25 protein-coding genes and 1 riboswitch are annotated in these 24,148 nt (G+C 46.4%); of the genes, 9 read left to right on the top strand and 16 right to left on the bottom strand.

Annotated features, from left to right (window positions below; genetic code table 11):
- Nucleotides 1-6 precede the first annotated feature (6 nt).
- The 8 genes from MDMS009_RS14170 to MDMS009_RS14135 form a co-directional block, all read right to left on the bottom strand.
- Nucleotides 7-252 (bottom strand): DUF1244 domain-containing protein, encoded by a 246-nt coding sequence (locus MDMS009_RS14170; protein WP_008292112.1) that lies wholly within the window; start codon nucleotides 250-252, stop codon nucleotides 7-9.
- Nucleotides 230-2,263 (bottom strand): ABC transporter ATP-binding protein, encoded by a 2,034-nt coding sequence (locus MDMS009_RS16615; protein WP_008292259.1) that lies wholly within the window; start codon nucleotides 2,261-2,263, stop codon nucleotides 230-232. The genes MDMS009_RS14170 and MDMS009_RS16615 overlap by 23 nt, the downstream gene beginning before the upstream one ends.
- Nucleotides 2,260-3,672: an ABC transporter permease gene (locus MDMS009_RS14160; RefSeq protein WP_043888395.1), complete on the bottom strand. Its 1,413-nt coding sequence runs from the start codon at nucleotides 3,670-3,672 to the stop codon at nucleotides 2,260-2,262. The genes MDMS009_RS16615 and MDMS009_RS14160 overlap by 4 nt, the downstream gene beginning before the upstream one ends.
- Nucleotides 3,673-3,691: 19 nt before the next feature.
- Nucleotides 3,692-4,648, bottom strand: a complete 957-nt coding sequence (gene ispH / locus MDMS009_RS14155; protein ID WP_008292207.1) for a 4-hydroxy-3-methylbut-2-enyl diphosphate reductase — start codon at nucleotides 4,646-4,648, stop codon at nucleotides 3,692-3,694.
- Nucleotides 4,648-5,736, bottom strand: coding sequence for a prephenate dehydratase (gene pheA, locus MDMS009_RS14150; RefSeq protein WP_008292275.1), 1,089 nt, complete (start codon nucleotides 5,734-5,736; stop codon nucleotides 4,648-4,650). The genes ispH and pheA overlap by 1 nt, the downstream gene beginning before the upstream one ends.
- A gap of 10 nt (nucleotides 5,737-5,746) precedes the next feature.
- A complete protein-coding gene (gene serC / locus MDMS009_RS14145) occupies nucleotides 5,747-6,829 on the bottom strand; it encodes a 3-phosphoserine/phosphohydroxythreonine transaminase (protein WP_081443640.1) in 1,083 nt (360 codons plus the stop codon).
- A complete protein-coding gene (gene gyrA, locus MDMS009_RS14140) occupies nucleotides 6,829-9,408 on the bottom strand; it encodes a DNA gyrase subunit A (protein ID WP_008292136.1) in 2,580 nt (859 codons plus the stop codon). Before gyrA ends, serC begins: the two co-directional genes overlap by 1 nt.
- Before the next feature lie 96 nt (nucleotides 9,409-9,504).
- Nucleotides 9,505-10,146: an ABC-type transport auxiliary lipoprotein family protein gene (locus tag MDMS009_RS14135; protein WP_008292281.1), complete on the bottom strand. Its 642-nt coding sequence runs from the start codon at nucleotides 10,144-10,146 to the stop codon at nucleotides 9,505-9,507.
- 98 nt (nucleotides 10,147-10,244) lie between these two features.
- On the opposite strand from MDMS009_RS14135, the gene MDMS009_RS14130 reads away from it, so the two are divergent.
- From MDMS009_RS14130 to MDMS009_RS14115, 4 genes are all read left to right on the top strand, one after another.
- Nucleotides 10,245-10,760, top strand: a complete 516-nt coding sequence (locus tag MDMS009_RS14130) for an adenine phosphoribosyltransferase (protein WP_008292267.1) — start codon at nucleotides 10,245-10,247, stop codon at nucleotides 10,758-10,760.
- A gap of 3 nt (nucleotides 10,761-10,763) precedes the next feature.
- Nucleotides 10,764-11,609 (top strand): flagellar protein MotY, encoded by an 846-nt coding sequence (locus MDMS009_RS14125; protein WP_008292097.1) that lies wholly within the window; start codon nucleotides 10,764-10,766, stop codon nucleotides 11,607-11,609.
- A gap of 73 nt (nucleotides 11,610-11,682) precedes the next feature.
- The gene (locus MDMS009_RS14120; RefSeq protein WP_043888394.1) at nucleotides 11,683-13,557 is read left to right on the top strand and encodes a cation:proton antiporter; all 1,875 of its coding nucleotides are present in this window, start codon (nucleotides 11,683-11,685) and stop codon (nucleotides 13,555-13,557) included.
- Between the two features lie 67 nt (nucleotides 13,558-13,624).
- Complete coding sequence (locus MDMS009_RS14115) at nucleotides 13,625-14,239, top strand: hypothetical protein (RefSeq protein ID WP_008292056.1); 615 nt, start codon at nucleotides 13,625-13,627, stop codon at nucleotides 14,237-14,239.
- Nucleotides 14,240-14,253: 14 nt separating this feature from the next.
- Here the strand turns inward: MDMS009_RS14115 and thiE are convergent, their stop codons facing one another.
- From thiE to thiC, 5 genes are read right to left on the bottom strand one after another with little or no spacing between them, the layout of a single operon-like run.
- Complete coding sequence (gene thiE, locus MDMS009_RS14110; protein WP_008292201.1) at nucleotides 14,254-15,696, bottom strand: thiamine phosphate synthase; 1,443 nt, start codon at nucleotides 15,694-15,696, stop codon at nucleotides 14,254-14,256.
- Complete coding sequence (locus tag MDMS009_RS14105; RefSeq protein ID WP_008292289.1) at nucleotides 15,689-16,486, bottom strand: thiazole synthase; 798 nt, start codon at nucleotides 16,484-16,486, stop codon at nucleotides 15,689-15,691. Before MDMS009_RS14105 ends, thiE begins: the two co-directional genes overlap by 8 nt.
- A gap of 1 nt (nucleotide 16,487) precedes the next feature.
- Nucleotides 16,488-16,703, bottom strand: coding sequence for a sulfur carrier protein ThiS (gene thiS / locus MDMS009_RS14100; RefSeq protein ID WP_008292152.1), 216 nt, complete (start codon nucleotides 16,701-16,703; stop codon nucleotides 16,488-16,490).
- Entirely contained in the window at nucleotides 16,693-17,772 is a 1,080-nt protein-coding gene (locus MDMS009_RS14095; RefSeq protein WP_008292088.1) for an NAD(P)/FAD-dependent oxidoreductase, read from the bottom strand. The genes thiS and MDMS009_RS14095 overlap by 11 nt, the downstream gene beginning before the upstream one ends.
- A 26-nt stretch (nucleotides 17,773-17,798) precedes the next feature.
- Nucleotides 17,799-19,610 carry a phosphomethylpyrimidine synthase ThiC gene (gene thiC / locus MDMS009_RS14090; protein WP_008292067.1) on the bottom strand — a complete coding sequence of 604 codons (1,812 nt, stop codon included), beginning with the start codon at nucleotides 19,608-19,610 and terminating at the stop codon, nucleotides 17,799-17,801.
- 101 nt (nucleotides 19,611-19,711) lie between these two features.
- Nucleotides 19,712-19,817, bottom strand: a riboswitch (TPP riboswitch).
- A gap of 92 nt (nucleotides 19,818-19,909) precedes the next feature.
- Between thiC and MDMS009_RS14085 the strand changes: the two genes are divergently transcribed.
- Nucleotides 19,910-20,464 (top strand): Smr/MutS family protein, encoded by a 555-nt coding sequence (locus MDMS009_RS14085; RefSeq protein WP_008292227.1) that lies wholly within the window; start codon nucleotides 19,910-19,912, stop codon nucleotides 20,462-20,464.
- Nucleotides 20,465-20,633: 169 nt separating this feature from the next.
- On the top strand, nucleotides 20,634-20,927 hold the full coding sequence (locus MDMS009_RS14080) for a hypothetical protein (RefSeq protein ID WP_043888393.1): 294 nt from the start codon (nucleotides 20,634-20,636) through the stop codon (nucleotides 20,925-20,927).
- A 95-nt stretch (nucleotides 20,928-21,022) separates the two neighbouring features.
- Here MDMS009_RS14080 and MDMS009_RS14075 read toward each other — a convergent pair whose 3' ends face one another.
- The gene (locus MDMS009_RS14075) at nucleotides 21,023-21,481 is read right to left on the bottom strand and encodes a hypothetical protein (RefSeq protein ID WP_008292153.1); all 459 of its coding nucleotides are present in this window, start codon (nucleotides 21,479-21,481) and stop codon (nucleotides 21,023-21,025) included.
- A 152-nt stretch (nucleotides 21,482-21,633) separates the two neighbouring features.
- Here MDMS009_RS14075 and MDMS009_RS14070 point away from each other — a divergent pair, with 152 nt between their 5' ends.
- Together MDMS009_RS14070 and MDMS009_RS14065 are read left to right on the top strand one after the other, a co-directional pair.
- Nucleotides 21,634-22,038 carry a GFA family protein gene (locus MDMS009_RS14070; RefSeq protein WP_081443639.1) on the top strand — a complete coding sequence of 135 codons (405 nt, stop codon included), beginning with the start codon at nucleotides 21,634-21,636 and terminating at the stop codon, nucleotides 22,036-22,038.
- A 98-nt stretch (nucleotides 22,039-22,136) separates the two neighbouring features.
- Nucleotides 22,137-22,469, top strand: a complete 333-nt coding sequence (locus MDMS009_RS14065; protein WP_008292285.1) for a YnfA family protein — start codon at nucleotides 22,137-22,139, stop codon at nucleotides 22,467-22,469.
- 76 nt (nucleotides 22,470-22,545) lie between these two features.
- On the opposite strand, the gene MDMS009_RS14060 is transcribed toward MDMS009_RS14065, so the two are convergent.
- Nucleotides 22,546-23,016 carry a hypothetical protein gene (locus MDMS009_RS14060; protein WP_008292248.1) on the bottom strand — a complete coding sequence of 157 codons (471 nt, stop codon included), beginning with the start codon at nucleotides 23,014-23,016 and terminating at the stop codon, nucleotides 22,546-22,548.
- A 113-nt stretch (nucleotides 23,017-23,129) separates the two neighbouring features.
- Between MDMS009_RS14060 and sodC the strand changes: the two genes are divergently transcribed.
- Nucleotides 23,130-23,645, top strand: coding sequence for a superoxide dismutase family protein (gene sodC / locus MDMS009_RS14055; protein WP_008292071.1), 516 nt, complete (start codon nucleotides 23,130-23,132; stop codon nucleotides 23,643-23,645).
- A 73-nt stretch (nucleotides 23,646-23,718) separates the two neighbouring features.
- Here the strand turns inward: sodC and MDMS009_RS14050 are convergent, their stop codons facing one another.
- Nucleotides 23,719-24,144, bottom strand: coding sequence for a plastocyanin/azurin family copper-binding protein (locus tag MDMS009_RS14050; RefSeq protein ID WP_008292052.1), 426 nt, complete (start codon nucleotides 24,142-24,144; stop codon nucleotides 23,719-23,721).
- Nucleotides 24,145-24,148: the final 4 nt, after the last annotated feature.

Raw genomic sequence — 24,148 nt, 5'->3', positions numbered from 1 at the left:
GACAAGTTACTTCTGATACTTTTCTTTCCACTCGCTGTAAGGCATACCGTAAACAAATTCACGCGCTTTGTCGTAATCCATCTCAACGCCCTTTTCTTCTGCGGCTGCTAAATACCATTTAGATAAGCAGTTGCGACAAAAACCAGCCAGATTCATCAAGTCAATATTTTGCACATCAGTATTGTCTTGAAGGTGTGCTAGTAAACGTCTGAAAGCGGCAGCTTCGAGCTCAGTTTGAGTCTGTTGATCCATGGTAATCCTCTTCATATAAAAAACATTTAACGCTATGACTGCGGCTCAACTGGGTCAGGTCAGGATATGTTTCACGACAAACGGGCATCACATGAGGACAGCGTTGGTGAAAGTGACAGCCCTTAGGCGGGTTCGCAGGTGACGGTAACTCCCCTTCCAGTTTGACCGTTTGATGTTTGGTTTCTGCATTGATTTTTGGCACAGCAGCTAATAGCGCTTGTGTGTAGGGGTGCTTGGGAGAGTTGAGAACCTCTTCACGATAACCTTGCTCGACAATACGCCCTAAGTACATCACGGCAACTCGGTGAGCGAGATAATCAACCACGGCGATGTTGTGCGTAATGAACAAATAGGACAAACCAAATTCATGCTGAATATCACGTAGCAAGTTTAAAATTTGTGCCTGAACAGATACATCCAGAGCACTAGTGGGTTCATCGCAGATAATCACTTCTGGTTCAGCGGCTAACGCTCTGGCAATACATATACGTTGACGTTGTCCACCGGAAAACTCATGGGGATACCGGTGCTTAATATCTGGGCGTAATCCCACTCGTTCCAACAGTTCATCAATTTTTCGTTGTTTCTCTTGTGGATCTTTGATTGATGATGTCAGCATGCCCTCTTCAATGACCTGATTGATGGTCATTCTCGGATTCATCGACGAATAGGGATCCTGAAAAATAATCTGCAATGATGATCGCGCAGCTTTAAGTGCTTTATCACTTAAATCAGTAAGCTCATCACCCTGAAAACGCACTCTGCCTGATGTCACCGGAACCAGTTGCAGGATGCCTTTACCCACAGTGGTTTTGCCACAACCCGACTCCCCCACTAAAGCGACGGTTTCAGCGGCACGCAAATACATGCTGATATCATCAACGGCTTTCACATGACCGACAGTGCGCTGCAATATCCCTTTTTTGATTGGGAAGTGTACTTTCAGTCTATCTACTTGCAGCAGTGCAGTATCGGTAGGTACAACCTCTGACAGCTTAGAACTGCTGACTCGTAGATCTTTTTTTGTTTCTGCTATATCAATAGTCGGATCATAGAGGTGACAGCGCACACCATGCCCAGCATTATCAATCCACTGAGGGACTGTCTGTTGGCAGAGTTCCCAGGCGAACTCGCAACGATCAGCGAAGCGACATCCAGTAAAGTCCTGATTTAACGGTGGCACCGTGCCTTTAATCACCGTCAGTTTTTGTTCACGCTTTTGCTCTGACGGTAGCGCCTCAAATAATTTACGCGTGTATGGATGTTGCGTGTCATTGAAGAATTGCTCACGACTTGCCGTTTCAACTATCTGCCCGGCATACATGACCGCAACATGATCCGCCATTTGCGCGACTACACCTAAGTCATGACTAATTAATAAAATCGCCATGCCCGTTTTCTGCTGGATCGCTTTCAGTAAATCCAAAATCTGTGCCTGAATGGTCACATCCAATGCCGTGGTGGGCTCATCAGCAATTAACAATTCCGGCTCACCCGCCAAGGCAATAGCAATCATCACGCGTTGCTTCATACCACCTGACAGTTGATGAGGGAACTCTTTAATACGCTGTTGTGGATCGGGAATACCCACAGACTTCAGTAACTCGATTGAGCGCTCATAAATAGCCTGTTTATCCAGCTTAAAATGCCACTGCAATACTTCTGCAATTTGCTGTCCAACGGAAAGCACAGGATTTAATGAGCTCTGCGGCTCCTGAAAAATCATCGATACCCGACGACCACGGATTTTTTCCATGTCTGCTTCAGACAAGGGCAACAAATCATCGCCAGCTAATTTCACTTCACCAGCAACAATTCGGCTTGCCGGATAAGGATTGAGTCTGAGTAAAGACAAGGCTGTCATTGATTTGCCACAACCCGACTCGCCTAGCAACGCAAATGTTTCACCACGACGAATGTTGAAACCTACGCCATCTACAGCTTTAAATGGTTGTTCATCTTGCCCAAACCAGGTTTTAAGCCCTTTTACCTCTAGCAGGGTTTCGCTCATCGCGCCCCCTGCATTCTTGGGTCAAAGGCATCACGAACCACATCGGCAAATAAGTTGGCAGCCAACACCAAGATAAACATGGAGATAAATGCCGCCGTTAACGACCACCAGACAACGGGGTCACGCGCCATTTCCAGCCGTGCACTATTGATCATATTGCCCCAGCTAATCATTGATGGGTCGACACCAACCCCTACATAGGAAAGCACAGCCTCGGCCAATACCAGACCACTGAAATCCAACACCACGGCAATCATCACCAAATGCATCAAGTTGGGTAGGATATGTTTATGCAAGATACTGAAATTACTCGCGCCTAAAGCCCGTGATGCCAATACGTACTCAGCTTCACGCAACTTTAAGGTTTCTGCACGTAAGATTCGACACAAGCCGGTCCAACTGGTGACACCCAAAATTATGCACAAAAACAGCAATCGCATATCGGCACGTTCAGCAATGGTCGCGAACTGATCCGGGTTGTTATTCATGTAGACCTGTAAAATCAACACTGCCGCCGCGATTAACAGAACACCTGGAATAGAATTTAAGGTGGTATAAATGTATTGGATCAAATCATCAATCCAGCCTCGGAAGTAGCCAGCCGCGATCCCCAATAAAATGGCTAGCGGTAACATAACTAAGGTGGTGACGGTTCCGATAACAAGGCCGGTACGAACACTTTTCAGCGCTTGATATAAAACATCCTGTCCAACCTTATCTGTACCAAATACATGATAATTTGCACTCAAGGCAATAAGGTTAGCAGTGACCATAATCAACAAGAACAGCATTAGATAGAATGTCTGTAATGGATACGCTGACTGACCTTTAATAATCCGCCCTGCTTGTGTCAGCACTGTGCTTTTATTTCGCCAACTGGCGAGCAGACTGTGCGCCATATAAACCAGCAGTACTAATACGACACTTAACAATGTGGCATCAAGCATGGTTTGTTGAATGTCGTCTCGTTTATCGGATGGATTTTCTAAGTGGGATGCCCCGTATTTTAGCCTGGGATAGTCATACACCAAGGAACCGTCTTCGGCCTTTTGCATTTCTTTGACATAAAGCTGATGCGAAAATGGGGCTGAGTAGGTTTTTTCTACTTGTTGGCGTAAGGGTTTAGCGGCCAGATCGAACAGGCTAATAACTTCTGTTGCGTAGTGCGTTTCTGTGCCATTACCACCTGATTCCAGTGCCAATCTGAAGTGGATAGAATCAGATAGGCCAATCACCACATAACAGGCCAACACCATGATAGAAATCATGCCCCGTTTGCGTTTGAGGACGCTTTTCCAGGGGGTGACCAAATGTGGACGTTTTCTTACATAGAACACACCTGCGGCCACCACAGCCAGAAGCATGTAAATTAATATGTCGGTCCAGAGAAATACGGGCAAAAAAGACATGATCCGCCTTATATATTTTTTATTTTCTCAGACTAGTTATATCTATCTTAAGTTCTTTCGGTAAAGAAAATTCAATATCTTCTCGCAGACCGGCATCTTCACGTGCCGTCGTCACACCTAATTCTGATAACCGGTGAACAACTTGCTGTACAAGAATTTCAGGCGCTGAGGCTCCCGCTGTCAGACCAATGCGTTGTTTGCCATCAATCCACTCTGGTTTGATTTCATCCGCGTTATCGACTAAAAACGCCGTGGTACCCAGCTTCTCCGACAACTCGCGCAAGCGGTTAGAATTTGAGCTATTGACTGAGCCAACCACTAACACCAAATCGCAATCAGCCGCTAAGGTTTTAACCGCATCCTGACGGTTCTGAGTGGCATAGCAAATATCATCTTTGCTCGGCCCTGTAATATCTGGAAAATGCTCACGCAACGCATCAATGACTATCGAGGTATCGTCTACTGACAACGTGGTTTGCGTCACAAATGCCAGACGCGCTGGATCTTTCACTTTGAGCTTCGCCACATCCGCAGGTGACTCGACCAGGTACATGCCACCTACTTCTGAGGTGTATTGGCCCATGGTACCTTCCACTTCAGGGTGTCCGGCATGACCTATCAAGATACATTCCATACCCTGCTTCTCATAACGTGACACTTCCATATGCACTTTCGTCACCAGTGGACACGTCGCATCAAAGACTTTTAAACCGCGTTTTTTGCCATCTTGCTGAACTTGCTTTGACACGCCATGAGCGCTGAAAATCAGCGTGCTGTCGTCAGGCACTTCTTCGACTTCTTCAACAAAGACGGCCCCTTTATCACGCAAACTATCAACAACATAGCGATTGTGTACTACCTCGTGGCGCACATATATCGGCGCACCGAATAACTCCAGCGCTCTTTCGACAATATCTATGGCTCGGTCAACACCGGCACAGAAACCGCGCGGATTTGCCAAGATCAATTCTTTCATTACAACACAGCCTTGGGGTATGAGCCCAAAATTCTGAACATAGACGATTCTTGTTCAAGCCGTTCTAAGGCTTCGGCAACAGGTTGTTCGTCAATATGCCCTTCAATATCAATAAAAAACACGTACTCCCAGATGCCTTTACGTGAAGGACGGGACTCAATTCGTGTCATGCTGATGCCACTCTCAGCCAAGGGTTTCAGTAAGTTTTGCAAAGCCCCTGATTTATTCTTTGTTGCCACGAGTAAGGCGGTCTTATCGACGCCTGACGGGCCAACATCCTTAGCGCCAATGACAAGGAACCGGGTGGTATTGTCCGATTCATCTTCAATATTATTTGCAAGTACCTGCAGACCATAAATCTCAGCAGCGTTACTCGCTGCAATCGCTGCTGCACTGGCACCCATCGTTGCTACGCGTTTGGCAGCTTCAGAGTTACTGTCTAGCGGGATCAGTTCCACCTGTGGCAATTGATCACCTAGCCATTGTCGACATTGTGCCAAGGCTTGGGGGTGTGCGTAAACGTGGGTAATGTCTTGTAGCGATGCCGCTTTGCCCAACAGATAATGATGAATGGGCAATGTCACTTCACCGTTAATTTTGAGTGGTGAAGTAATAAAGCGATCCAAGGTATGACTGATCACACCTTCGCTAGAATTTTCAACCGGTACTACGCCATAACAGGCATGTTCCGTTTCAACCGCACGGAAAACATTGGCGATGGTACTCACAGATTGCAGTTCGACACTGCCACCAAAGTGTTTTTGAGCTGCCGCTTGCGTAAATGAACCTTCTGGTCCCAGATAAGCCACTTGCAGCGGTTGCTCTGCCGCCAGACAGGCAGACATAATTTCTCTGAACAAACGCGCCACTTCTTGAGCTGCTAGTGGGCCTTCATTTCGTTCCATCAGGGTTCTAAGCACCATGGCTTCACGATCTGGACGATAGAAATTAGTACTTTCACCATTTTCAATCTTCACCTTGGCCACTTCTTGAGCCAAGGCAGTACGTTTGTTCAAGAGTTGTTGAATGTGCAAATCGATATCATCAATCTGCTGGCGAATTTGTTGTAGCGCTTTTTGTTCTTTCATCAGCGTTCAATTACCCGTGTTGACGCTCAAATTCGTTCATAAATGCAATCAATGCATCGACACCAGACTCTGGCATCGCATTGTAAATGCTTGCTCGCATTCCCCCCACATCACGATGACCTTTCAAAGTCAGTAAATGCTGTTGAGCTGCTTGTTGAACGAATACTTTATCAAGTTTATCGTCAGCGAGAGTGAAAGGCACATTCATCCACGAACGGTAGCGTTTATTAACAGGGTTCGCATAGAACTCACTGCTATCAATGACTTGATACAGTTTGTCGGCTTTACGCTTATTGATCTCGGCCATCGCCGCTAAGCCGCCCTGCTGTTTTAACCACTCAAACACTAAACCAGCTAAGTACCAGCTGTAGGTGGCAGGTGTATTGAACATGGAGTCATTATCAGCGTGCGTCTGATAATTCAGCATGGTGGGCGTCCCCGGCAATACATCGCCCATCAGGTCTTTACGAATAATCACAATACAAAGGCCAGCTGGGCCAATATTTTTCTGTGCACCGGCGTAGATCATGCCAAAACGACTGACATCAATTGGACGTGACAGAATCGTTGAAGACAAATCAGCCACTAATGGCACATCGCCAACATCGGGAATATCGGCAAACTCCAAACCATGGATCGTTTCATTTGGCGTGTAATGCACATAAGCAGCATCAGCAGACAATTGCCAGTCATTCGAATCGGCGATGGTTGTGAAATGATTATCTGTCGAATCAGCAACCAGATTCACATCGCAATAGCGACGCGCTTCTTTGATAGCTTTCGTTGACCAGGCACCGGTGTTGAAATAATCCGCTTTAGATTTACCTCGAAGCAAATTCATTGGAATCATCGGAAACTGTAATGACGCGCCGCCTTGTAAAAATAAAACGGCATAATCATCAGGTATCGCCATCAATTCACGCAAGTCGGCTTCAGCCTTCTGTGCGATAGATGTGTATTCAGGGCCACGATGACTCATTTCCATCACTGACATGCCTGAACCTTGCCAGTCCAACATTTCTTGTTGTGCTTGTTTCATCACGGCCTCGGGCAACATAGCCGGGCCGGCACTAAAATTATAGGCTCTCAAAATTACTCTTCTGAATCGGTATTGTCGTCAACAACAGGTAATTCGGCATCTTCCTCGTCTTCAAGTACGCGCTCGACACCTACCAGTTTTTCATTTTTACTGAGGTTAATCAGTCGCACACCTTGGGTATTACGCCCCACCAATGAGACATCTTTCACCGGTGTACGAACCAAGGTTCCGCCATTGGTAATCAGCATGATCTGATCTTCATCACACACCTGAACAGCACCGACAACACTACCATTACGATCTGAGGTCTGGATCGAGATAATACCCTGACCACCACGTCCTTGAACGCGATATTCAGCAAGGTTGGTTCGCTTACCATAACCAAACTCAGTCGCCGTCAAAATAGCCCCTTCTTCTTGCGCAATAATGAGGGAAATAATTTTCTCATTGTCCGCAATACGCATACCACGAACACCACGAGAGACACGCCCCATTGAGCGTACGTCAGCTTCTGGGAAACGAATCACTTTGCCTGTTGAGCTAAACAGCATGATATCTGACATACCATCCGTCACCGCCACATCAACCAGCTGATCATCATCTTTCAAATCTACCGCAATGATGCCGTTAGCGCGTGGACGCGAATAATCAACCAATGGTGTTTTCTTGACCGTACCTGATGCTGTCGCCATAAAGATGAACTTATCGGCTTCAAACTCACGGATCGAGAGCACCGCATTGATACGCTCACCTTCTTCAAGTGGCAATAAGTTTACGATTGGCTTACCGCGTGCGGTACGACCGCCTTGTGGTAATTCATACACTTTTTTCCAGTAAACCTTACCGGTACTGGAGAAACACAATAAGGTGTCATGGGTGTTGGCAATAAACAAATGTTCAATGAAGTCTTCATCTTTCATTGACGTTGCCGCTTTACCCTTACCGCCACGTTTCTGCGCCTGGTAAGTATCCAGCTGCTGGGTTTTGGCATAACCGGCGTGTGACAACGTCACCACCATTTCTTCTTCGGTAATTAAATCTTCCAAAGTCAGGTCGAGATGATTAGCCAGAATTTCAGTACGACGCTCGTCACCATATTCGGCATTGATAGCAACCAACTCATCACGAATGACTGCCATCAAATTATCCGGGTCGCTTAAGATCGCCAGTAACTCACCAATCAGATCCAGAACTTCACGGTATTCCTGAAGAATCTTGTCCTGTTCCAGTCCTGTAAGACGATGCAGACGCATATCCAAAATGGCTTGCGCTTGCGCCGGTGACAAGTGATAGAGCTTATCGACCAAACCAAACTCGGCCTCAAGATCTTCTGGGCGTGAGGCTTCAGCACCGGCTTCACCCAGCATTTCGAGAATCATTTCTGATGCCCAGCCGCGTGATAACAAGGCTTCTTTTGCTTCTGCTGGATTAGGTGACGCTTTGATCAGTTCGATAACTTCATCAATGTTCGCTAACGCTGTCGCTAAACCTTCCAAGATGTGCGCGCGGTCACGCGCTTTACGCAGATCAAAAATCGAACGGCGTGTGACAACTTCGCGGCGATGACGAATAAAGGCAGCTAAGACATCTTTCAGATTTAGCGTGCGTGGCTGACCATCAACAATAGCCACCATATTGATGCCGAACACAGTCTGCATCTGCGTTTGTTGATACAGATTATTGAGTACCACTTCGGGTACTTCACCACGGCGCAGCACAATAACCATGCGCATGCCGTCTTTATCAGACTCATCACGCAAAGCAGTAATGCCATCAATTTTCTTTTCTTTTACCAGCTCGGCGATTTTTTCCAGCAAACGAGCTTTATTAACTTGGTATGGCAATTCATTAACAACAATGCTTTGTTGTCCGGTGGCATCATTGGTTTCAATGTCTGCTCGGGCACGAATATGTACACGGCCACGTCCCGTTGCATAGGCTTCAGCGATACCACGCGCACCATTGATGATGGCGGATGTTGGGAAGTCAGGGCCTGGAATGTGTTCCATCAGTTCCGGAATACCAATCTCCGGATTATCGATCATCGCGATCGCGGCATTGAGCACTTCAGTCAGATTGTGAGGGGGAATGTTGGTTGCCATGCCCACCGCAATACCTGAAGAACCATTAACCAGTAATGCCGGAATTTTGGTTGGTAATACTGAAGGTTCGTGTTCAGACTCATCGTAGTTGGCAATGAAATCGACGGTTTCTTTTTCCAAGTCCGCCAACATTTCATGGGTAATTTTCGCCATACGAACTTCGGTGTAACGCATCGCCGCAGGTGAATCACCATCAACAGAACCGAAGTTCCCCTGACCATCTACCAGCATATAACGCATGGAAAATGGCTGAGCCATACGAACCATGGTGTCATAAACAGCAGTGTCGCCATGTGGGTGATATTTACCGATAACGTCACCGACAATACGCGCCGATTTTTTGTAAGGGCTATTCCAACTATTACCCAGTTCACGCATCGCATAAAGAACCCGGCGATGCACCGGCTTCAATCCATCACGCACATCCGGTAACGCACGTCCCACGATAACGCTCATCGCGTAATCGAGGTACGATTGCTTCATCTCGGTTTCGATACCTATCGAATCCAGTTCTAAGGCAATTTCACTCATGTATTAGGTCGTCCAAATAAAGCACGGGGTAAACTTTTCCACCAAAGCGATAATCCTACCACTACCGGTGATTTCCTGCACGTTAAACTCTAACTGCTACCTAGCATCAAGTTTGGCAAAATAGCCGCTAAAATCCTGCTCCAAGGTCGTCATAAGTTCCCAGAGTCCCTGTTTCCATCCCATAACAACGTTAGCCGCTGTTGTTTTTTCTATGTCTACATCCGCACGTAACCCCGTCTGAAACAGCATGTTTTGTGGTGTGTCAGCAGCGCTCATAAAAAATTGCATCTCAACGACGGCCTGCGGTGAGTAAGCCGCGCGCTTTTCACCATAGAGTCCGGTCACTGCCGACTCTAAAACGTAATCAGCCGCAATCGAGTCATCTGTCACCACCTGACTAAACAAGCCAGTCTTTTGTAACCAGCGACGAAGTTGATTGGTAAACATATCTTGTGGATCAGAGAAAAACTCATGCGGCGGCTGAGATTGAAACTCATTTTCGCCCACCCGGAAAACAATGGTTTTATTTTCAAAGTGCGGCACCACTCTGACGGGCTTGATGAGTAATACCCGGTCACGTGCAAATTCGGTTGCCACGCTGCCACGATCAACATCCACCACATAATAATGAGGTGTAGTCTCTTCATCTTCTCCGCCGCCCCAGCTAAAACAGGCGCTCAGCATCAAACACAGCAGCACGACGATTACTGGTTTATATTGGATAAAGGCTTTATTCAAAATAGCTCCTAACAGTATTTCTCAGACAAAACTAAAACCCTGAGCCGGGCTGCCGATATACTTATCAGCGAACGTCGACAGGCTCAACGAGATTAATAATGGAAAACCTGAAAACAAAAATTCGTGATATCACCGATTTCCCTAAACCGGGCATCAACTTCAAAGATATCACACCACTGGTGCAGGATCCCAAGACACTTCGCACGTGTGTAGAAAAATTGATTGGTCCATACAAAAATACCCAAATAACGGCCGTAGCAGGCATGGAAGCACGTGGCTTTATTTTCGGATCACTCGTCGCCTGGGAATTGGGCGTGGGATTTATTCCACTGCGTAAACCCGGTAAATTGCCCTATGACGTTCAAAAAGTGGACTACGATTTGGAGTATGGTCAGGCCTCTCTAGAAGCGCATATTGATGCCGTTAATCCAGGGGATAATATTTTACTCATTGATGATGTATTAGCCACTGGCGGTACTGCCAAGGCAAGTTGTGAATTAATTGAAATGTTGGGTGGCAACATCGTCGCGTGTGCTTTTGTTATGGAGCTTGGCTTTCTTAACGGTCGCCAACAACTCGTTGATTATCCCGTCCACACTTTACTGACGTACTAACTCATGCTGATAAACTTTTTCTTTGCCCTACTCTTCGCCCTGCCCGTCTCTGCCGAACAGTTTCAGGCACCGGTCACCGACACCCAATGGCAAGTGATTGAATCACCACTGGAGTGCTCGCTGATGCAGAGCATCCCGGGCTTTGGCGAAGCGGGTTTTTATCGGCGTAATGGCGGTGCTTTATCACTTAGTTTTATCAGTCAATCTCACGCAGCCAAACAAAATAATGTGCTGTTTCAGATTGCCGAAGCACCATGGCAGAATAAAGAACAACGTCAAACATTGACGTCACAACCCACCGAATTGGGCCAGACTCGATTTTCACTGAATGGTGTGCTGGCACAACAAGCGCTGTCGCAAATGCAGGAAGGTCGTTTCCCTGTCATCGAATACCCATCACAATCTTATTCCGACAATGTCACTGTGATGCTTTCCACCGTCAAATTCAATGACTCTTTTGCATCATTTCAGCAGTGTTTGAGCCATCTTCACCCAGACACCTTCGGCGAAGTAAACAAATTGACGGTTTATTTTGAAATTGAACAAGCCACACTGACTCCCGTTGCCAAAAAAGCGCTGACACGTCTCGCTGAGTACGTAAAAGTTGATGACAGCATCAATCAGATTAAAATTGCCAGTCATACAGACAACCATGGTCGCCGCCGTTTGAATGAACCGCTTTCTGATGCCCGAGCGCTCAGTATTAAACGTTTCCTTATCACTGAGTTTGAAATACCCGAGCAACTCATCAGCATCAATTCCTACGTTGAGGCTAAACCTACGGCCAGTAACAAGACACCTCTAGGCAGAGCCAAAAACCGTCGGGCTGAAATCACATTAGTCCGATAACGCTTCCCGCTGACAGAAAATAATGTCACCATTGAGCACTGTTTTTGAATGCTCAACTGAGCCAAGGTAAGGAATGAATCAAGAAGCTGTTGTTGCCCTATCGATGATCGGGGTTGTAGCCATTTTCTGTCAATGGTTTGCCTGGTGGATAAAATTGCCCGCGATCGTTTTTTTATTGATAGCAGGCATTGTGCTCGGGCCTCTGACCGGTTGGCTCAATCCAGAAGCTTTATTTGGTGATTTACTGTTTCCAATGGTGTCCTTAGCGGTTGCCGTGATCTTATTTGAAGGCAGTCTTACACTGAAGTTTGAGGATATACGGGGCTTACAGAAAGTCGTCAGGAATATTCTCACTTTCGGCGTCATGATTACCTGGTTCTCTATCGCTGTCGCCACCCACTTCTTACTCGAATTCTCATGGGGTTTATCCATTCTGTTCGGTGCCATTATGGTGGTCACAGGCCCGACAGTCATCGTGCCAATGCTAAGAACCGTTCGCCCCAATGCCAAAATTTCAAATGTGCTGCGCTGGGAAGGTATTGTCATTGACCCTCTGGGTGCGATTCTGGCGGTCTTGGTGTTTGAAGTGTTGCTTTCAATTCAACTTCAAGGTCATGTCTCCGTCGGTCATACCATTTACATGTTTGGAAAAACCCTTGTGGTTGGTTTATCCATTGGTGCCGTGAGTGGCTATTTGTTTGGCATCATTCTGCGAAAGCATTGGTTGCCAGAATACTTACACAACGTCACAACCCTGGCATTGGTATTTGCCACCTTTGCGATTTCTAATGAAATCTCAGAAGAATCAGGACTGTTAACCGTGACCGTGCTGGGTATCTGGCTGGCCAACATGAAAAATGTCTCGGTCGAGAACATTCTCGACTTTAAAGAAGATCTAAGTATCTTATTGATTTCTGGTTTATTTATATTACTTGCCGCACGCCTTAACTTTGACTCATTCCAACAATTAGGAATGGGCGCGGTGATGCTGTTTTTGTTTATTCAATTGATTGCCCGCCCCGTCAAAGTGTTTCTCTCCACCATAGGCTCTGACTTAAGTTGGCAAGAAAAAGTCATGATTAGTTGGATTGGACCTCGTGGTATTGTTGCGGCGGCGGTCACGGCCCTGTTTTCCTTACGCTTACAAGATATTGGCGTTGAAAATGCCGATCTGCTGGTACCACTCGCCTTTGCCATCATCATTGGTACAGTTCTGGTGCAAGGCTCCACCGCCAAATTTATCGCTAACCGCTTAGGTGTAGCTGAACCAGATGACAGTGGTTTCCTGATTATCGGTGCTAATTCTGTGGCACGTGTGCTTGCACAAGCCCTGAAAGAAAACGGTTTTAGAACCCGTTTAACCGATGGCAGCTGGACGAATGTCAAACAAGCGCGCATGAAAGGACTCGATACCTATTACGGTAACGCCGTGTCTGAACATGCTGACCGCCATTTAGATTTGATCGGACTGGGCCAGGTATTGGCCTTAACGCCGCAAAGTGAACTGAACGCACTCGCTGGTCTACGCTACAAAGCGGAGTTTGGCAGTAACCATGTTTACTTCTTATCGACTGATAAGGAAAAAGACAAAGAACGTAGTGAAACCAAGTCACGTAAAGCCGTGAGCCATGATTCTCATGTTCTGTTTAGTAATGAAATCACCTACGCCAAACTGGCCAGCTTGATTTCGCGTGGTGCTAGCATTAAACAAACCAAATTAACTGAAAACTTCAATTTTGAAGATTACCTTCAACAACACGGCCGTCGCGTCACACCGCTGTTTGCCTTTAATCCACGCAGACGCTTACGCTTCTTCACTGCCGCTGAAAACCTGCAACCAGAATCTGGCTGGACTGTTGTGGCACTGGTACAAGATGATGAACCGGCTCAGGCGGAAGCACCATTAAATGAAAACGGGAATCTGGATGAAACCCGTCTTCCTACATAAATAAAACCAAAGATCAGCCAAGGATGGCCGATAACGCTGGTATCAATTATTACATTGGCTACTAATCATGGCAGAAAAAGACGATATTGCTGAAGACGCTAAAAACCAGGATGCTGAAGCCAGCGAGGACGGTGAGCAAGGAAAAAAAGGCCTGAGCACCGCGTTACTCATCAAGGTGGCGATAGGACTCGCTGTATTACTTATCGTGCTGGCTGTTGCCCTATTCTTTTTTAAGTCCGCTGAACCAGAGGCTCAAGAAGAAGATACTGAGCTGACACAGGCAGAACAAACTGATGCCAACGACGATACTGCCGATAGCGAATTAGCCAGCACACCCGATAACGACAAGCCGACAACTGAGCCAGCTACATCCATGCAGTCCTCCACTGCAGAGAAAGCCTTAACGCAAATCTTAGAGTTGCAGCAGGAAATAAAAGCACTCGAAGCGGAGAATCAAGAGCTCAACCAGGAAATTGAAGATTTAACCACTGAAAATAAAGACTTAAACAAAGAAATTGAAATATATAATCAAGGCATGTCGGCTGCAGACGTGCCGCTTGAACAACTCGTTCGCTCGCCTGCTTTACCCCGTGATTATCGGCGTAATGATTACGCCAACACACCCAAATTTGAATTAGAACCCAAATGGGGTGACTTTGAAACGCTCACCAAGAGAAACTAAGTATCTTTCTCTGTCTATTGCCAAAGCGCCAATAAATCTCGCGTCGTTTTCTGATAATCATCAGCCAAGGTGATTGCCGTTATCATTGCTACTGAACCAACGCCTGTTGGTTTTAACAGTCTTGCCCGCTCATAATTAATGCCACCAATCGCTACGATTGGGTAGTTGCCATCTAGCATTGTTACCCACTGCTTCAAACGCTCAACGCCTTGTGGTGAGAAAGGCATTTGTTTACTGGTCGTTTCAAAAATGGGGCCCAAAGCAATATAACTTGGATTTACCGCTAAGGCTCGTGCTAACTCCCAATATGAGTGGGTTGAGATACCGAGGCGTAAACCAGCATCAACAATTTGTTTTAAATTTGCATCATGCAAATCTTCTTGCCCCAGGTGTACTCCGTAAGCCCCCTGCTCTATCGCAATTTGCCAATGATCATTAACAAAGAAATTGACTGGTTTATGCCCTAAATATTCAACTGCTTGTTTAATCTGCTGGCTCGTTGTCTTCTCATCTCTATCTTTAACGCGCAGTTGAATGGTCTCAATACCAATATCAACCAGTTTCTGTACCCACTCAGCGTTATCAACAACCGGATAAATGCCCAAACGACTCGGGCATGAGGGAAAGTTAAACTGCTGACCAATCAGTGTTTTTTGATAACACAGTCTCGGTATATCCTCCAGCGCCCATGGTTCATGGCTATGTTTGATAAGTCGATAGCTACCCACAGTCTGTGCCTGTCGGATACCTCTAGAGACATAAGTTTTGGCCAAGACAACAGCGTCACGCATATCCTGCCCAGAAGCCAGATGAGAAGCTATCGCCGACGCCAACACACAGCCGGTGCCTCGGACATCTGATGCATATTTAGTCTGATAACAATAGAAACGAACTTGTTCAGAAATGAAAAAGTCGGTGGCAAACTCGCTGTCTGCATGACCACCTTTAACCAGACAGGCTTGCAGGCCTTTCTGACTGAGTATCGTTGTCGCCTGTTCAACATCTTCTAAATTATCCGTCAACAGACTGAGTTCAGGCAGGTTTGGCGTGAGTAAGGTAAGGTGTTGCAATAATTCATCACGGATATATTGCCTAACGCCATCGGCAACTGTTTTGCCACCGCTGGAACTGGCAAGCACCGGATCCATGACTACTGGTATGCCGGGGTTATCCAGCAATATCTGTTTTACTTTCTCGGCGATAATTAGATCAGGTATCAAGCCTACTTTGATCGCTTGAATATCAAAATCAGCTTTGCAATTGCGGTACTGCGCCATCAACTTATTCGTATTAACAGCACCTAATGCTGTCAGCCCTGCTGAGCTTTGCTCAGTCATCGCCGTAATTAACGGTAAAGGGTGACAATCATGATGTTGCACCGTCGCAATATCAGCGGCAATACCGGCACACCCTTGTGGATCCAAGCCACCAATCAGTAGAACAGCGGGTTTAGCCATGTTGCTGCCAAATCGGTTGATCCAAGGTAGGTGTACTCGGCTTGGCATTATCGCGCTTAGGCATCACACCTGCTTCATATGCCAGACGCCCCGCATTAATCGCATCAGCAAACGCATACGCCATGGTTTCTGGCTCAAGCGCCTCTGCCACGGCTGTATTCAGTAAGATACCGTCAAAGCCCAACTCCATCGCCTGTACTGCATCAGACGGTTTACCAATACCCGCATCAACTAACAAAGTCAGTTCTGGCAGTCGCTCGCGTAGAGTTTTCAAGGCATAAGGGTTCAATAAGCCCTGTCCCGTGCCAATAGGTGCGCCCCAAGGCATTAAGACTTCACAGCCTAGCTCGGCCAGCTTCTGACAGAGCACAAGATCATCGGTGGTATAGGGAAAAACTTTAAAGCCATCTTCAATCAGAATTTTAGTGGCTTCTACCAGCATGAAAGGGTCCGGTTGCAGGTTGTAGCTGTCTCCCATCACTTCCAGTTTAACCCAGTCGGTATCAAACAGTTCACGTGCCATATGTGCCGTTTTCACCGCTTCTTTCACACTGTAACAACCGGCTGTGTTGGGCAATAAATGACAGTCGAGTTCTTCAATCATCTGCCAGAACTTGTCACCACTTTTTGAATCAGTCGGTGTTTGTCGGCGTAACGACACCGTAATCACTTCAGCTCTGGAAGCTCGAATCGTGTCCATCATGACTTTTGGCGAAGGGTATAACGCTGTGCCAATAAATAAACGGCTGCCTAACTCTTGCCCGTAAACAGTCCAATTGGATGCTTTCATCTCAACCTCCACTAATCGGTGACATGATATCAACCTTGTCACCGGCATTTATCGATGTTTGTGCCCAACTGGATTTAGGTACAACTTCATCGTTGACGACGACCACAAAACGGCCTCCTGTCATATTTTTCTGTTCGATTAAATCCGCCACCGAACTCATGTCAGCTGCGTCAATAGACTCACCATTCAGCTCAATGATTTGTTGCTTAGATGTCATATAACGCTCCGAACTGCATCTGTTCTGCTTTTCCGTTGAGCAAATACATCAAATCTTCCACTACCGCTGGTCCGAATAAATAACCATGTCGATAAAATCCATTCAACATATATCCCCACTCTGTGCGTTTAATGGTCGGCATATTATCGGCTAAGCCAGGACGACAATGCGCCGACATTTCCATAATACGCGCCTCGGCAAAGCCCTTATGTAAGCTGTACAAAGCCGACATTAATTCCAGCCCACTGCGAACACTGACTGGCGAACGATCATCGCTTTCAATCACCGTTGCCCCCAACACATACTCATTATTCGGCCTGGGTGCCAAATAAAAAGGATAGCGCGGATGCATTAATCTAATCGCATGCCGAAAGTTGACCTCTGGCGCCTTAACTCGAATCACTTCGCCACGCACGCTTCGTAATTGTGGCATATTCGCTTTGGCACCATTACCACGACAATCAAACACAGCATCAAAACTATCGCCAGGTACTTTCATATAAAGTTGGCAAAGCCTGTCAATTTCTGCGTGGGTTAACTCGCCAATTTCATTGGTCTGATGCCACTCACAGTGTTCTCTAAGCAAATCGCCGATGTGTTGATAAAACTGTCTATTATCAAGACTGGCTTCCTGCTCAAATAACAGGGCTTCGTTAAAGTTCGCTTGCAGATCAGGCTCTCGTTCAGCCAATGCTGCTTTATCTAAAACTTGAAAATCGGATTGTTCCAATACATGCGACGCACGTCGTTGAAATCGCGCCATTTCTGCCTGATCGCCGTTGTGAGACACAACAAGCGTGCCGGTATTTTGATAAAAAACCGGCTCGGCTAATTGCTTCAACCACTCAGGCCATAATTGATAAGAACGTAAACCTAAGGTTTTCACCATCGGCTCAGCTGTAACGGCTTCTGTTGCCGGCGCCACCATAGACGCAGCCACAAAACCGGCACTGTCACTACCCTGCCTGTCATCTTTAGACAGGATAGCAACATCGTGGCCAGCTTGAATCAGTCGCCACGCTGTGAGGCGACCAATCAAACCACTACCTATTATCAAATATCGCTTCATCTTCGACGTATATCAAAGCGTCCGGATTAAACCTGGTGGTAGATTTTGCTACCGCCTTCTTTAAACTCCTGCGACTTTTCTGCAAAGGCTGCTTTCACATCATGTGAAATCTTCATTGAGCAGAATTTCGGGCCACACATAGAGCAGAAATGCGCCACTTTGGCTTTAGGCTGAGGCAGGGTTTCGTCATGGAATTCACGAGCGGTGTCGGGATCCAGACCAATATTGAATTGATCTTCCCAACGGAATTCAAAACGTGCTTTTGAAATCGCATCATCACGAATTTCAGCACCCGGATGCCCTTTTGCCAAGTCTGCCGCATGTGCTGCAATCTTGTAGGTAATGATGCCGGTTTTAACGTCATCTTTATTAGGCAGTCCTAAATGCTCTTTCGGCGTTACGTAGCAAAGCATTGCCGTACCAAACCAACCGATCATAGCGGCACCGATACCAGAAGTAATGTGGTCATAACCCGGTGCAATATCAGTAACCAATGGGCCTAATGTGTAGAAAGGTGCTTCGTGGCAGACTTCCAATTGCAGATCCATGTTTTCTTTGATCTTATGCATTGGCACATGGCCCGGGCCTTCAATCATGACCTGTACATCATGTTTCCACGCGATTTGTGTCAGTTCACCAAGGGTTTTCAATTCAGCAAATTGTGCTTCATCATTCGCATCAGCTTGTGAGCCGGGACGCAGACCATCACCCAAAGAGAAAGAGATGTCATACGCTTTCATGATTTCACAGATATCTTCGAAATGCGTGTAAAGGAAGCTTTCTTCGTGGTGCGCCAGACACCATGCCGCCATAATCGAACCACCACGCGAGACAATACCGGTAGTACGGTTTACTGTCAGTGGGATATGCGCCAGACGAACACCAGCATGAATGGTAAAGTAATCCACGCCCTGTTCAGCCTGTTCAATCAGCGTATCGCGGTACACTTCCCAGGTAAGATTTTCAGCAACGCCATCAACCTTTTCCAACGCCTGATACAACGGCACAGTACCAATTGGCACAGGAGAGTTACGGATGATCCACTCACGTGTTTGGTGGATATGTTTACCGGTCGATAAATCCATAACCGTGTCGCCACCCCAACGGGTACTCCACACCATTTTTTCGACTTCTTCTTCAATCGATGAGGTAGTGGCTGAGTTACCGATGTTGGCGTTAATTTTCACCAAGAAGTTACGACCAATAATCATCGGTTCCGCTTCAGGGTGATTGATGTTAGCAGGAATAATAGCGCGACCTTCGGCTACTTCAACACGGACAAATTCCGCGGTGATGGTGTGTCTCATGCCTTCTGGCAGTTCACCTTTTTGAGCTAACGCTTCACGGCCCATACTCTCACGGATCGCAATGTATTCCATTTCCGGGGTGATAATGCCTTGACGGGCATAGTGCATCTGACTGACGTTACCGCCCTCTTTAGCACGGCGTGGCATACGACGGTGCTCAAACAAAGGAATATCAAAATCCTGAGCATCTTGATCACGTGTGTACTTTGAGCTGAATTCGCTTAACTGCTCGGTATCATTACGCGCGTCAATCCATGACTGACGAAGTAATGGCAAACCCGCTTCAATATCAATGTTAGCTGTGGGATCGGTGTACAAGCCTGAGGTGTCATAAACAAGAACCGGCTCATTGGGCGTACCCGGCAAGCTTGGATCCGCGTTCGGCGTATCGGTTAAGGCAATGCTGCGAAACGGCACGCGAATATCATCACGGCTACCGGTGACGTAAATTTTTTCTGAACCAGCTAATGGCGCGGTGGTAATACCGGTGCGGCCAGTTATATCAATGACCTTATTGTTTTGTGTGGACATATCACTTCCCCTGTCTGAAAACCGAAATCGGGGAAAGATGAGATCGTTGCGCGGCTGCGAACAAGAAACGGATACAACTTAAGCCAGTAATGACAAAATGTGCAGGTATCCTGCTTGTTTCCTACGGAAGTTTTAACTTCTTCAGGTTCAACGGGTTTCATCTCAGCCTTTCCGGAAAATTCCGGTCGGGCACCCCGACAAGTGACAGGCATAGTAAATCAAAATGGATTTTTTACACAAGCGCTATCTGGCACAATAACAGTTAAAACATACACGGAAACACAGGTAACACCCGACTCATGGCGGACAGCAAAGACAATCAGGACAACGATGAGTTTGCATTATTTCGCAAAGAAATGCGCGATGCGACGCCCATTCGCCATGACCGTCTGCTCCATGATAATCCTAAGCCCGCGCCCAAGGCGCGACGCCACCAGTTACAAGATGATGAAGTCAGTGGCCAAGCCTTCTCAGACATGTTCGCCCCTGAAACTGTTGGCAACGAGGAATATCTGGAATACCGTGGCCCCGGCATACAGCACAAACTGTTCTCAAAGCTACGTAGCGGCAAAATCCATATCGAGGCCGAACTCGACCTACATGGCATGACGCTTGTCCGAGCCGAGCCAACCCTTAGCCAATTTCTCGAATATTGTCAGCAAGAACAGATTCGTTTTGTGCGAATTATTCATGGCAAAGGCTTAGGCTCGAAAGAAAATAAACCGGTGTTAAAAACCAAACTCAATTTCTGGTTACGACAGAGTCATAGTGTGCTGGCGTTTTGCAGCGCAACCGTTGAGGATGGCGGCACCGGGGCATTATATGTTTTACTTAGGCGACTGCATCAAGACTAGTTGAGTACAAAACTGATCACGCTCAAAGGGAGTTGAGAATGCCAAGACCAAAATATTACCTGCAGAACAACCGTTCAGCCAATTTGATTCAAAAATTAAAAGGCCGCCCGATAATATTTATTATGAGGCCAGTGGCCTCATAAACAGGCTGTTAAATCTCAGAGGCAGCATGGACTACACAGACGAATGGAAATCTATCAAGCGCAAAGTCACCATCATTGGCGTAATCGAGATTGTTCTTCTGGTTTTGGCATTCGCGCTCAGCTTGCAGGTAGCTGAGCCAATGGGTAGTTACCTTACCCAGGCAATTGTTCCGGTAGCCGTTTTACTTCATGCGTTCGTGCTTTTCAAGCTGTGGCGTTGCCCCAACTGCGGTAAACGGCTCAAGTTTTGGCAGCGTCATCACAATGAGTCTGTTTCTTCGCTATCAGGGTGTATTGGCTGTGGCGCAAAGTTCAAATAATTTAACAAGGCAATTAATTCGTTCCGGCCCGATGGGCCTCCACCGGACGGCTTTTTCTCCGCTTCGCTGCGCAAAGCCGCCGTTTATTGCTGGCGTTATACGTAAAGGTCTATCTCAGGCTTGCCTCTTAAGTTTTTAAATTCTTCTAAGAAATCTAACCCTTTTTCTAATGAGTCTGTGGGAAGACCTTTTGATATGTTAAATTCAATTTCACTTTTGAATGCATCGAACATGTTAAATTTTTCATTCATAATTGGGTCTGTCTCAGTTGCATTACGTAACTGACCATTTTCGTTTACCAAGATCATGCTGTGTAAGAGGAGTGGATTGTCCAATTCTATTCGTTCACCCGCTTGTCTTTGAGCTTCGACGATGGCGCGGGCGTCGTTCCGGCTCATATTGCTGGGATCAATAGATTTTGCTAGATCACGTATAGAGGTAGAAGCGGATTCTTGTGGGGCTTGTAAGATTTGTTCTTTAGCAGGCGGCAGGTTGTTGCCGCTTTTGAGTGCTTGTGTTGCCGCAGTTATATGCGAAATGTTACTAACTTGCATTATTATCCCCTAGCAAAGGTTATTATTACTATCTTTGCAGGATTTATGCCAAATTAGTTGCGAGCGCTTAGCTGAAAGGCATAAATTGGCTGTTATACACATTCGGGATAGCAGGTTATTTCTATTTTAGAAATCTAATATAGGAAAACATCATGGTTGAGGGAAGTTGCCTCTGTGGAAAGGTTAAGTATCAAATCGAAATCTATCGAGACAAAGTGCTGAACTGTCACTGTAAGTTCTGTCGCAAGGCTCACGGTTCGGATTACGCGACCATGGCCATAGCTGATGCTTCAACGTTAAAGCTCGATGATAAGAACGGGTACCTAAAAGAGCATCAAAGTGGCGCAGGTGGTTATCGAGCATTTTGTTCTGAATGTGGTACTAGGTTAATGAACTACTCTCCGGATAGAGTAAGTTTCTTCTGTATTTCATTGTCAACTGTAGATACACCTCTAGATTTAAAGCCTGTCGCTCACATTAATATCGAATCAAAAGCGAATTGGTGTAAACCCTATGAAGGGATCCCCTGTTTTAGTGCTTTTCCAGAAGGTTTGTGAAGTGCATAGCAGGCAAGGCAAAGTCGCCTTGAGGGCTGGACTTCGCTACGCTCGCTTTTGCTTGCGGCGTTATGTGTCCCGTCATGGAGTAGATTCTATTGCCTGAGTTAAAAACTGTTGGTCTGTTCCTCATTACCGCATTAGCAGAAATTATCGGCTGTTACTTGCCTTATCTCTGGCTTCGCGAGGGCAAAACTATCTGGCTTTTAGTGCCGGGCGCGCTGAGTCTTGCAGCATTTGCTTGGCTGCTGTCATTACATCCGACAGCCGCTGGCAGAGTCTATGCAGCGTATGGCGGCGTTTATATTTTTGTGGCAATACTGTGGCTGTGGGCGGTTGACGGCATCCGTCCAAGCGCTTGGGACTTGCTTGGTTCAGCCATTGCCCTGGTGGGTATGGCAATTATCATGTTTGCGCCGCGCACTACATAACCAGATATGCCTTTACGAGACACCACAGGCAGCTGTCTTAATATGCAGGCGTTCGTTTTTTACGTTTTAAACCCAGCTATGTTTTGAATTTAAACGCAGGCGCTGAACTCGTAAACACATCTTCAGACAATGTCTCAACAAAGCAAGCATTCAACGTCACGTGTTCGTAAAGCCAGTAATAATAACCGCCCTGAAACACCTTGTAACGCCATTCATACTCACATTGCGCCCAGCCAGAATCTAAGGTCGTGATATGGCTAGGTGACTGCATCGAGTCAGCTTTAGGGAAATACACCACCGCTTTATTCGTTAAATCAAAACCGAACCGATCAATGATAAATTTATCGTCATCGAGTAGGTCATAGCGTATGCGATCGCCCATAACATCATCCCCTATCTGCTCAAGGGCAACCTTTTTATCGAAAATAACATCGATCGCTGAGGGGGTGAGTTGATAATGGTTAGGAATCTGCTGCCTTGCCTGAATATCTTCTTCGCTTGTTTGCGCTTTATCCCATTGTTTTATCACTATTTGTATTACAAGCATCGGTTCTCTTTTTGAGTATTTTGTTCGCCTTCCAACTTAATTTAATAAGCAGGAACCTCGTCTGATGACAGCAGTCATTTTATTTAGGTTTGTGTGAATTTCGTGGAGGGTATATGAAAATTCAATTCGCTTTATGCACCGCTATTTTCTTGTCATCAACTCTTGCCGCCAGTGATGATATCAAAGTCAGCATGACCAATCTGCATTCCGGTGTTTCTGCCGGTATTGTCACCATCTCCAGTAATCAACATGGGGTGGTTTTCACACCTGAATTAAACAACTTGCCTGCTGGTATGCATGGCTTTCATGTGCATGAAAAGCCATCGTGTGAGTCCAGTCAAAAAAATGGTGAAACAGTGCTTGGTGGGGCTGCTGGCAGTCATTTTGATCCCGAAGAAACTGCCCAACATGGTACGCCTTGGGGTAATGACAACCATAAAGGTGATTTACCACCGCTCTATGTTGACGAAAAAGGCAATGCGAGCCAACCGGTGCTAGCACCACGGCTGACTTTTGCAGATCTCAAAGGGCGTGCACTGATGATTCATGCCAATGGTGATAACTATTCCGATGAACCTGCTCCGCTTGGCGGTGGTGGGGCTCGCTTAGCGTGTGGTGTGATTGAATAATGCATATCGACCAAGCATAAAAAAACCGGCTGTAAAAACAGCCGGTTTTTTATTAGCTTCGGTAAAATTAAGATTACATTGCTTCGGCTTCTTTTATTGCTTTATCAACAACACGACCCAAACCACCTGATACATCTTGTGATTTAATCGCGTCTAGATTTGTCGGGTTACCAACAATTAACGCACCGCCCATGCCGGCACCGATATGCGGGTCACATTGGTAAATGTATATACCTTCCGTATCAAATGTCTTGGTGACTGACTCACTCATTGGCGTAACAAAGGCCTCAGTACCTTCGGGAATCAGACCTTCCATCATATTTACGTTGTGCGTTGACATGTTTTCCCAATAGACCGTATCACCGGGCGCTATTTTAATGACCAATGGTGCAAATGCCAGGCCTCTGGCGGTTACCGTATGCTCAGCCGCTTGGGCGCTACCAACGGCAAGAAGACAAGTCATAATAGTGGTTATAAACAATGATTTGATATGTTGCATATTA

It is taken from the genome of Methylophaga thiooxydans DMS010, assembly GCF_000156355.1.
GTDB classification, from domain to species: domain Bacteria; phylum Pseudomonadota; class Gammaproteobacteria; order Nitrosococcales; family Methylophagaceae; genus Methylophaga; species Methylophaga thiooxydans.
This window is presented reverse-complemented; position numbering and strand designations above follow the sequence as displayed.